This is a genomic window from Clostridium psychrophilum, assembly GCF_018861705.1.
GTDB classification, from domain to species: domain Bacteria; phylum Bacillota; class Clostridia; order Clostridiales; family Clostridiaceae; genus Clostridium_AD; species Clostridium_AD psychrophilum.
In genome coordinates this window covers 20,014-30,164 of the sequence record NZ_JAHLEC010000040.1, presented here as the reverse complement: position 1 = coordinate 30,164, position 10,151 = coordinate 20,014, and the positions used below count along the sequence as shown (strand labels likewise).

Sequence of the window (10,151 nt, the reverse complement as noted above, 5' to 3'; positions counted from 1 at the left end):
ACTCCTGAAGATCTATTCGAAGCACAATTAGATATAATTTATGCAGCATAAGTAAATTCAACGATTTAAGTCATAAATACAAATTGGTTCAACTTGTTATTGCAATTGATCTTTATATGTAAATATAAATACCAAAAAAAGAAAAGCATATATACTTTTCTTAAGAACTTAATATGAGAATTATTCTACAATCTTTCCAATTTTTCTAAATTTATAATATCTCTTGGTAAGTAAGGATTCTACAGGTTCCTGTATTAATCTACCAATAGATTCTTCCAAATTATGTTTAATACTTAATGCCATCTCATCTACATTCTTATGTGCACCACCTAGTGGCTCTTTTATAATCCTATCTATTACTCCAAAATTAATTAAATCCTGAGCTGTCATTTTCATTGAGGTTGCTGCCTTTTTAGCAAGACTTGCATCTTTATACAATATACTAGCAAACCCCTCGGGTGATAAAATGGAATAAACTGCATGCTCGAGCATCCAAACCTCATCGGCTACAGCCATTGCTAGTGCCCCACCACTCCCACCTTCTCCTATAATAATTGATATTATCGGTGTTTTTAAAGTTGACATGTACATAAGATTTCTAGCAATTGCCTCACCTTGACCTCTTTCTTCTGCCTCTATTCCACAATAAGCACCTGGAGTATCTATAAAACATATAACCGGCCTTTTGAATTTTTCTGCCTGTTTCATAAGTCTTAAAGCTTTTCTATATCCCTCAGGACTAGGCATACCAAAGTTTCTTTTAATATTCTCCTTGGTATTATTTCCTTTCTGCTGAGCTATAACAGTTATAGGTATACCATTAAATAGCGCAATTCCACCAACAATGGCAGAATCATCTCCATAATACCTATCTCCATGCAGCTCCATAAATGAATCAAAGATTAAATTAATATAATCTAGGGCAGTAGGACGTTCAACTAACCTTGCAATACTTACTTTATCCCAAGCAGTTAAATTTTTATAGGCTTCCTTTTGCATATTGTAGAGTTTAACTTCCATCTGTTTTATTTCTTTATCCAAATCCATATTCTGATCTATTGCTAAATTTTTTAATTCATCTATTTTACTTTTTAACTCATACATGTGCTTTTCAAAAGGTAAAGTTACCATAAGATTTCACTCCCTACTTGTTACATTTGTCTTTCTCTTAGTACTATGAATGAATTTTTAATATCTGCGTTAACGTATCTTTCATAGCTTTTCTATCTACTATTTTATCTATAAAACCCTTTTTAAGCAAAAATTCTGCCCTTTGAAATCCTTCAGGCAATTCTTGTTTTAAAGTTTGTTCTATAACCCTTTTCCCTGCAAAACCTATTAGTGCATTCGGTTCCGCAAGAATTATGTCCCCAAGCATAGCAAAACTTGCTGTAACTCCACCTGTCGTTGGATCTGTTAAAACTGTTATGTAGAGATAACCACTTTCATTATGTCTTGCAATAGCAGCACTAGTTTTAGCCATTTGCATTAATGAAAATATTCCTTCCTGCATCCTAGCACCACCTGATGCTGTAAATATAATTATTGGTTTTTTGTACTCTGTTGCTTTTTCAATGGCCCTTGTAATTTTCTCACCTACAACACTACCCATACTTCCCATCATAAAATTACTATCCATAACTGCAATTATCGTTTCTTGCCCATTTATCTTTCCTTCGCCAGTTATTACAGCTTCATTTAATGAAGTTTTCTCTTGCATTCCCTGAAGTTTCTCTTTATATCCTTCAAAATTAATAGGGTTATCTGAGGTCATAAATTCATCATATTCTAAAAAAGTCCCTTTATCTATTGTATAATTTATTCTCTCTCTACAACCAATTCTGAAATGTGTTCTACAATTATCGCAGGTCATTATACTATTCTCTAAGTCCTTCTTATAAAGAATTTTGCCGCAATTCTTGCATTTAACCCACATACCAGATGGGATATTAGGTTTCTTCTCACCATATTCATTTTCTGGATTTTTAACCTCAATATATTTACTCTTTTTAAATATACGTTTAAACTCAAACATATAGCTACCCCTTTCTAAAGCATACCGGAACTATAATTTATAATGCCCATAATAAATACCATACTTATAGTATAAAACTTTTGGTGTATTAATTCCAGTATGTGTCTAGCTACTTTTACATATTTTTAAATTCTTTGCTAATAAAGCTAGTATCAAAATCACCTTTTATAAAGTTTTTATTATTTACTATTTTAAATTGGAAATCTATATTAGTATCAACACCTTCTATTATAAACTCTCCAAGTGCCCTTCTCATTTTACGTATCGCTTCATCTCTATTTTTACCGTGAACAATAAGTTTTCCTATCATAGAATCATAAGTAGGTGGTATTTTATATCCTTGATATACTGCACTATCTACTCTTATTCCATATCCACCAGGAATATGAAGTGATTTAATAACACCTGGGCAAGGCATGAAATTTTTATCAGGGTTTTCTGCATTTATTCTACATTCAATAGCATGACCTTGAATTTTTATATCTTCTTGATTGTATGGAAGAACTTGGCCTGATGCAATTCTTATCTGAGCTTTAACTAAATCTATCCCAGTAATCATTTCTGTTATTGGGTGCTCAACTTGTATACGCGTATTCATTTCCATAAAATAATATTTACCATACTTATCGAGTAAAAACTCTATAGTTCCAGCATTCTTATAATTAATAGATTTAGCTGCTTTAACTGCAACGCTACCCATGTTTTTTCTAAGTTCTTCTGTCATTATAGCTCCAGGAGCTTCTTCTATTACCTTCTGATTTCGTCTTTGAATTGAACAATCTCGCTCATTAAGATGAACCACATTTCCATGTTCGTCTGCAAGTATTTGAAATTCTATATGTCTAGGTTCCTCTATAAATTTTTCCATATACATTGTTCCATCGCCAAAAGCAGTTTCCGCTTCTGTTTTAGCAGTGTTATAGGCATCTAAAAGGTCCTCTTCTTTGCTAACAACTCTTATGCCTCGTCCACCGCCTCCAGCTGAAGCCTTTATCATTATAGGGTATCCGATGTCGCGTGCTGACTTTAGAGCCTTTTCTTCAGAATCAATCTCTCCATCTGAACCTGGAACTACTGGTACACCAGCTTTTATCATCATCTCTCTTGCTTTTAACTTATTTCCCATATTATCAATATTATGTGAATCAGGACCTATATATTTTATATCACATTCCTCGCACATTTGTGCAAACTTACTATTCTCAGATAAAAATCCATAACCAGGATGAATTGCCTCTGCACCTGTAAGTACTGTAGCACTTAAAATATTTTGCATATTTAAATAACTGTCCTTAGATTTAGCAGGTCCAATACATACAGCTTCATCTGCCAATTGAGTATGAAGGGCATCTTTATCTACCTCAGAATATACTGCCACAGTTTGAATACCCATTTCATTACACGCCCGAATTATTCTTACCGCTATCTCGCCTCTATTAGCAATTAATATCTTCTTAAACATATTGTTTACCTTCCCCATACTTAAAATTATTTACTAAAGTACTATATACCTACAGCGAACGTAATTTCTGCTTGCGCTGCCTTTACTCCATTTACTGAAGCTATTCCTAGTCCAATTCCAACAGGACCTTTCATCTTTATTATTTCTACCTCAAGCTTAAGTACATCCCCTGGAACAACCTTTTTCTTAAATTTTGCTTTATTGATGCCCCCAAAATATGCGATTTTGCCTTTGTACTCTTCCATACTTAAAAGTGCTACTGCTCCAACCTGTGCTAAAGCCTCAATGATAATTACTCCTGGGAGTATAGGCTCCGTAGGAAAATGTCCTTGAAAGAAATACTCATTCATAGTAATATTTTTATACCCAACAGCCCTTTTACCTGGTTCTAATTCCTCTACTTTATCCACAAACAAAAATGGATATCTATGAGGAATAATCTTTTGAATTCCTTTTATGTCTAAACTAATTCCTTTTTTATCTTCCATATTAATTCCTCCACTTTTACACAATTAAATCATTAGATAAATAATAGTCTTAAACTACTTTCTATCCACTAGTTTTCACTTATTTTAAATAATGGCTGACCATACTCTACCATATCTTCATTAGCAACTAATACTTCCATAATTTCTCCATCTACTTCACTTTCGATTTCATTCATAAGCTTCATAGCTTCTAAAATACAAAGTGTATCTCCTTTTTTAACCTTAGAACCAACTTTTACAAAGTTCTTTGAATCAACACTCGGAGCAGAATACATAGTTCCAACAATAGGTGATTTAACTACAAATAATTTTTCCTCAGGTATTGCCTTTGATTCATTTTTTATAGTACTTGCTATATCACTTTGCAATTTTTCTACATATACATCATTTGTATTTCCTTTAGCTCGTGATTTTTGAGTGTCTGCTTCTACATATCCGCTATTTTCAGGCATTCTTTCTACTACCTGTTGCTTCTTCTTTTCCATTTTTATTCTAATGCCTTCTGTTTCAATTTCAAAACAAGTAACCTCAGAATCACTAACAGCCTTTATTAACTCTTGTATATTTTTATAATCCATAATTATCTACCATCCCATTTCTTTAATATAATAGTAGCATTGTGCCCACCAAATCCCAAAGAATTTGACATCGTATATTTAAGTTCTTCTTTTCTACCTATGTTTGGAACATAATCTAAATCACAATCTTCATCTGGTACTTTGTATCCTATCGTCGCTGGTATAAAACCTTCTTCTAGCGCTTTTGCACATACTATTGCTTCTATTGCTCCTGATGCTCCAAGCAAATGTCCTGTCATCGATTTTGTTGAACTTATAGGTACTTTGTATGCATAATCTCCAAAAGCAACTTTTATAGCTACAGTTTCAAATTTATCATTATATGGAGTACTTGTTCCATGTGCATTAATGTATGATATCTCTTCTGCCTTAATATCTCCATCTTTAAGTGCCATTACCATTGATCTTGCTGCACCTTCACCGTCTGGTGATGGTGATGTTATATGATAAGCATCACAAGTTGCTCCGTACCCCTTAACCTCTGCATATATTTTAGCATTTCTTTTTTGTGCATGCTCTAAAGATTCAAGTATAACTATACCTGCACCATCTCCCATAATAAAACCATCTCGCTCTTTATCAAAAGGAATTGATGCTCTTAGAGGGTCTTTGCTTTTGCTTAAAGCCGTTAGCTGTGCAAATCCTGCTTGGGCAAGTGGACTTACCGATGCTTCTGCACCTCCTGCTATTATTATATCTGCTCTTCCATCTTGAATTAGATGAAAAGAATCTCCTATTGCATTAGTTCCTGTAGCACAAGCCGTAACAACGCTTGAGCACATGCCTTTAGCACCATATTTTATTGCTATGTTTCCAGCTGCCATATTCCCTATTATCATAGGTATTAAATAAGGCGTTACCCTACTTGGTCCTTTTTCCATAAGTTTTGTATGTTCTCTTTCAATAGTACCAATTCCACCAATACCTGAACCAACTATTACATCTATTCTTTCTCTATTTTCAGCTTCTAAATCTAGGCCAGAATTTTTAATTGCTTCATTGGCTGCAACCATTGCATACTGACAATACTTATCCATTTTCCTAGCTTCTCTTTTATCTAATGCTACTGTTACATCAAAATTCTTAACCTCTGCAGCTAACGTGCATTTGAAGTTAGTAATATCAAATGATTTAATTACATCTACACCACAAGTGCCTTTTTTTATATTGTCCCAAAAACTATTTACATCATTTCCTATAGGAGTAACTGCTCCCATGCCTGTAATAACAACTCTATTTTTCATAAAGTAGATCCTCCTTTAATCATCACCTTAAGGTGGTGCATCATATTTATATGTTAAATCACCCTTAGGTGTTAAATTACCTAAATTACCTAAATTAAATAGGAATAAATATTATGATAAATATACCATTTTTAAAGTGATTGTATTAATTAACTTGACATTACATTACCATTCCGCCATCCACATTTATAACTTGACCTGTTATATATGAAGCTTCCTCAGACGCTAAAAATGCTACAACATTTGCCACGTCGTCTGGAGTTCCCAGTCTCTTAAGTGGAATAGTATTCATCAAAGTATCCTTTACCTTTATAGACAAAGCATTAGTCATATCTGTTTGAATAAACCCTGGAGCAACTGCATTACAAGTAACTCCACGACTTGCAAATTCTCTAGCCACAGATTTTGTCATGCCTATTATACCTGCTTTAGCAGAAGAATAATTTACTTGACCTGCATTACCCGTAATACCAGTAACTGAAGATATGTTTATTACTCTTCCACTTCTTTGCTTTAGCATTATCGCTGATACATGCTTTGTACAATTAAAAGCTCCCTTAAGATTAATGTCTATAACACTATCAAAATCCTCTTCCTTCATTCTCATTAAAAGACCATCTTTTGTTATTCCAGCATTATTAACTAATATATCTATAGAACCAAATTTTTCAATGCATTTTTTCATCATAATCTCTACATCACTATAACTACTTATGTCCGCTTTAACCGCTAATGCCTTAACTCCTAAAGCTTCTATTTCCTTTACTACATCTAACACTGCATCTTCGCTTTTTCTATAATTAACAACTACATTTGCTCCAAGCTTTGCAAGCTTTATAGCTATTGCACGTCCTATGCCACGACTAGCTCCTGTAACTACTGCTGTTTTTCCTTTTAACATAATTTCATGTTCTCCTTTGCATCTTTCATATATCTTAACTTATTAAGCAATTTCATTACTTAATAAGTTCTATTCTCTTAAAAATTCTACTGTTTTATTTAAAGATGCCATGTCTTCTACATTTAACACTGTAAGTTTTCTATCTATTTTCTTAACAAATCCGCAAAGTACCTTACCTGGTCCTATTTCTATGAAAGTATCAATACCATCTTTTATCATATTTCTTATGATTTTTTCCCATAAAACAGAATTCATAACTTGCAGTTTTAAATTACCTTTAACATCATCTTTACTCTTTATATAATCACCATTTACATTTGTCATTACTGGAATAGTAATATCCTTAAGAACTATATTTTCAAGTTCTGTTTCTAACTTAATAGCTGCTGGTTTTAACATAGATGAGTGAAAAGGTGCACTTACAGACAAGAGTACAACTCGTCTTGCGCCTTTTTCCTTTGCTTTTTCACACGCAAGTTCTACTGCAGCTATTTCCCCGGCAATTACTACTTGTCCAGGACAATTTAAATTGGCGATTTCAACAATTCCAGAAACACTAGCTTCATTACAAGCTTCTTTAACTAAATTAACCTCAAGTCCTAAAATTGCTGCCATAGTCCCTATCCCTACAGGCACTGCTTCTTGCATATACTTACCACGTTTTTTAACAATCTTTATAGCATCTTTAAATTCCATAACTCCACTACAAACAAGTGCTGAGTATTCTCCAAGACTAAGGCCTGCAGTTACATCACATTTTATGCCCCGCTCTTTTAATGCCATAAGCGCTGCTATACTAGTAGCTAAAATGGCTGGTTGAGTGTTTTCTGTTATATTTAATTCTTCAACCGTACCGTCAAAACAAAGTTTACTTAATTCAAAATCAAGTTCTTTATCTGCTATATTAAATATATTTTTACAAACATCTATATTATCAAATAATTCCTTGCCCATACCAATATATTGGGCTCCCTGTCCAGGAAAAATAAAAGCAATTTTACTCATAACTTCTCTCCTTAAAACATCACATTGATGAAACAAAATTAAATAATTCCATATATATATATTAAATAATAATATTATTTTTATCTAAATTTTATAATAGCTTCTTCTGCACCTTTGAACATTTCTTCTATAATTTCACTGCAACTTTGCTCTTTTTTTACAAGACCTGCAATTTGGCCTGCCATAATAGATCCCATCACTATGTCGCCTTCTTTTACTGCTTTTGGCAAACATCCTCGTCCAAGTTCTTCTAAATCCTCTATAGACGCATTCTCTTTTTCAAGCTTTTGAAATTGTCTTGATAACCTATTTTTTAAAACCCTAATAGGATGACCGGTTGATCTTCCTGTAACCACAGAATCAATATCCTTTGCAGCTAATATCTTTTTTTTGTAATTTTCATGTATTGTACATTCAGTAGCCACTAAAAACCTTGTTCCTACCTGAACTCCCTGTACTCCTAACATGAAAGCTGCTGCGACGCCACGGCCATCGCCTATTCCGCCTGCCGCAATTACTGGAATACTAACCGCATCAACAACTTGTGGGACAAGCGCCATGGTTGTAAGCTCTCCAATATGTCCTCCAGATTCACATCCTTCTGCAACAACAGCATCCGCTCCTGCTCTTTCCATACGCCTAGCTAACGCTACAGATGCCACAACTGGCATTACTTTAATCCCATGCGACTTCCATAACTCCATGTACTTACCTGGGTTACCAGCCCCTGTAGTAACAACTTTAACACCTTCTTCACACACAAGCTGTGCAATTTCTTCAGCATTGTCACTTAACAGCATTATATTCACGCCAAAAGGTTTATCTGTTAATTTCTTTGCCTTTCTAATTTCATCTCTTATATAATCAGCTGGTGCGTTAGCTGCAGCAATTATTCCTAGTCCACCTGCATTAGATACTGCAGATGCTAAGCTACTATCTGCAACCCAAGCCATTCCACCTTGAATTATTGGATATTTCACACCTAACTCTTTAAAAAATACGGAATTAAACATTTTACTCCTCCTTGATTCCTTAAAAGAATAGTTAAAGTCAGATAATTATAGGAAAAAAAGTATATATTACTGCAACTACTCAACATGTAATATATACTTTTTTAATATACTGAAAGAAAGTAAATTTTGATTTACTTAGCATCTCAGCTCTTTAATCATCTAACTTCTTAATTTTTTTATTTTAATTTTTCTTCTATATATTTAACAATTCCCTTAACGTCTTTAATATTTTCTATATCCTCATTTGGTATTTCAATATCAAAAGCTTCCTCAAGTGACATTACGATTTCAAATATCTCAAGAGAATCTACACCTAAATCATCTGCGAAATTGGCCTCCATTTTAACCTCTGCCTCATCTATTCCTAATTGTTCAACTATTACACTTTTTACTTTTTCAAATACCATTGTTAATTCCTCCTAATATTTTATTTATTAATTGTCCATTCTATTAATGAAGCTCCGTAGGTTAATCCACCACCAAAGCCAACAAGTATTATTTTATCTCCAACTTCTAATAACTTCTTTTTGTTCATTTCATCCATTGCTATAGCTATACTTGCTGATGATGTATTACCATATTCATCTACATTAACGAAGAATTTGTTTTTATCAGCCTTAAGTCTCCTAACAACAAAATCTATTATCCTAAAGTTTGCTTGATGGCACACTACATATTTAATATCCTCAAGCGTGTAATTATTTTCTTTTAATATTTTGTTAATGCTACTTGCAATAATTCTAACTGCAAACTTAAATATCTCTTTACCATCCATTTTTATTGTTGATTTAAAATTTTCAGTTCCTTTTGTGAATGTGTTTTTTACATCTACAGTCGGACAAGTCAAAAATCGTGCTTTTTGACCTTGCGAAGCCGAATTTATAGAAATTATTCCTCGCACACTACCTGCCTCAAGTACTGCTGCCCCTGCACCATCTCCAAAAAGTATGCAAGTATTCCTATCTGTCCAGTCAACAATTTTTGATAAAACCTCAGCCCCTATAATCAATGCTCTTTTTCGCTGACCTGTCCTAAGAAACTGCATTGCTATATTGAGAGCAAATATAAAGCCTGTACAAGCTGCTGATATATCAAAAGCCATAGCATTAACCGCACCAATGTTTCCTTGAACTAAGCATGCTGTAGCTGGTACGAATTGATCTGGTGATGTGCTAGCGACAATTATTAAATCTATATCTTCAGCATTAACATTTGCATCTTTTAAAGCTGAAAGAGCCGCTTTTGTGGCTAAGTCTGAGGTGTTTTCACCTTGTGAAATATGTCTCTGCTTTATACCTGTCATAGAAAATATCCATTCATCAGAAGTATCTACAATCTCTGATAACTGATGATTAGTCATTATATTTAGCGGAGCATAACTTCCTGTGCCAATTATTTGTACCTCATTCATTACCTAATTTTCCC

11 protein-coding genes are annotated in these 10,151 nt (G+C 33.6%); all 11 read right to left on the bottom strand.

The features are described from left to right. Positions 1 to 180 precede the first annotated feature (180 nt). The 11 genes from KPL38_RS10310 to KPL38_RS10260 all read right to left on the bottom strand — a co-directional run bounded on the left by KPL38_RS10310 (position 181) and on the right by KPL38_RS10260 (position 10,137). The gene (locus KPL38_RS10310) at positions 181 to 1,131 is read right to left on the bottom strand and encodes an acetyl-CoA carboxylase carboxyltransferase subunit alpha (RefSeq protein WP_216289049.1); all 951 of its coding nucleotides are present in this window, start codon (positions 1,129 to 1,131) and stop codon (positions 181 to 183) included. A 43-nt stretch (positions 1,132 to 1,174) separates the two neighbouring features. Further along, positions 1,175 to 2,035: an acetyl-CoA carboxylase, carboxyltransferase subunit beta gene (gene accD, locus KPL38_RS10305; protein WP_216289048.1), complete on the bottom strand. Its 861-nt coding sequence runs from the start codon at positions 2,033 to 2,035 to the stop codon at positions 1,175 to 1,177. Between the two features lie 115 nt (positions 2,036 to 2,150). Then, a complete protein-coding gene (locus tag KPL38_RS10300) occupies positions 2,151 to 3,497 on the bottom strand; it encodes an acetyl-CoA carboxylase biotin carboxylase subunit (protein WP_216289047.1) in 1,347 nt (448 codons plus the stop codon). Positions 3,498 to 3,538: 41 nt separating this feature from the next. Further along, positions 3,539 to 3,985, bottom strand: a complete 447-nt coding sequence (gene fabZ / locus KPL38_RS10295; RefSeq protein ID WP_216289046.1) for a 3-hydroxyacyl-ACP dehydratase FabZ — start codon at positions 3,983 to 3,985, stop codon at positions 3,539 to 3,541. A gap of 68 nt (positions 3,986 to 4,053) precedes the next feature. Further along, a complete protein-coding gene (gene accB / locus KPL38_RS10290; protein WP_216289045.1) occupies positions 4,054 to 4,563 on the bottom strand; it encodes an acetyl-CoA carboxylase biotin carboxyl carrier protein in 510 nt (169 codons plus the stop codon). 2 nt (positions 4,564 to 4,565) lie between these two features. Further along, entirely contained in the window at positions 4,566 to 5,807 is a 1,242-nt protein-coding gene (gene fabF, locus KPL38_RS10285) for a beta-ketoacyl-ACP synthase II (protein WP_216289044.1), read from the bottom strand. Positions 5,808 to 5,967: 160 nt separating this feature from the next. Beyond that, positions 5,968 to 6,708: a 3-oxoacyl-[acyl-carrier-protein] reductase gene (fabG, locus tag KPL38_RS10280; protein ID WP_216289043.1), complete on the bottom strand. Its 741-nt coding sequence runs from the start codon at positions 6,706 to 6,708 to the stop codon at positions 5,968 to 5,970. Positions 6,709 to 6,777: 69 nt separating this feature from the next. Next, entirely contained in the window at positions 6,778 to 7,713 is a 936-nt protein-coding gene (fabD, locus tag KPL38_RS10275; RefSeq protein ID WP_216289042.1) for an ACP S-malonyltransferase, read from the bottom strand. An 80-nt stretch (positions 7,714 to 7,793) separates the two neighbouring features. After that, on the bottom strand, positions 7,794 to 8,726 hold the full coding sequence (fabK, locus tag KPL38_RS10270; RefSeq protein ID WP_216289041.1) for an enoyl-[acyl-carrier-protein] reductase FabK: 933 nt from the start codon (positions 8,724 to 8,726) through the stop codon (positions 7,794 to 7,796). 176 nt (positions 8,727 to 8,902) lie between these two features. Next, positions 8,903 to 9,133 carry an acyl carrier protein gene (gene acpP, locus KPL38_RS10265; RefSeq protein WP_216289040.1) on the bottom strand — a complete coding sequence of 77 codons (231 nt, stop codon included), beginning with the start codon at positions 9,131 to 9,133 and terminating at the stop codon, positions 8,903 to 8,905. Between the two features lie 20 nt (positions 9,134 to 9,153). Next, entirely contained in the window at positions 9,154 to 10,137 is a 984-nt protein-coding gene (locus KPL38_RS10260) for a beta-ketoacyl-ACP synthase III (protein WP_216289039.1), read from the bottom strand. Between the last annotated feature and the right edge of the window lie 14 nt (positions 10,138 to 10,151).

Excerpts from the sequence above, each read along its gene's own strand:
- KPL38_RS10310 (WP_216289049.1), bottom strand. The coding sequence starts at position 1,131 with ATGGTAACTTTACCTTTTGAAAAGCACATGTATGAGTTAAAAAGTAAA.
- accD (WP_216289048.1), bottom strand. The coding sequence starts at position 2,035 with ATGTTTGAGTTTAAACGTATATTTAAAAAGAGTAAATATATTGAGGTT.
- KPL38_RS10300 (WP_216289047.1), bottom strand. The coding sequence starts at position 3,497 with ATGTTTAAGAAGATATTAATTGCTAATAGAGGCGAGATAGCGGTAAGA.
- fabZ (WP_216289046.1), bottom strand. The coding sequence starts at position 3,985 with ATGGAAGATAAAAAAGGAATTAGTTTAGACATAAAAGGAATTCAAAAG.
- accB (WP_216289045.1), bottom strand. The coding sequence starts at position 4,563 with ATGGATTATAAAAATATACAAGAGTTAATAAAGGCTGTTAGTGATTCT.
- fabF (WP_216289044.1), bottom strand. The coding sequence starts at position 5,807 with ATGAAAAATAGAGTTGTTATTACAGGCATGGGAGCAGTTACTCCTATA.
- fabG (WP_216289043.1), bottom strand. The coding sequence starts at position 6,708 with ATGTTAAAAGGAAAAACAGCAGTAGTTACAGGAGCTAGTCGTGGCATA.
- fabD (WP_216289042.1), bottom strand. The coding sequence starts at position 7,713 with ATGAGTAAAATTGCTTTTATTTTTCCTGGACAGGGAGCCCAATATATT.
- fabK (WP_216289041.1), bottom strand. The coding sequence starts at position 8,726 with ATGTTTAATTCCGTATTTTTTAAAGAGTTAGGTGTGAAATATCCAATA.
- acpP (WP_216289040.1), bottom strand. The coding sequence starts at position 9,133 with ATGGTATTTGAAAAAGTAAAAAGTGTAATAGTTGAACAATTAGGAATA.
- KPL38_RS10260 (WP_216289039.1), bottom strand. The coding sequence starts at position 10,137 with ATGAATGAGGTACAAATAATTGGCACAGGAAGTTATGCTCCGCTAAAT.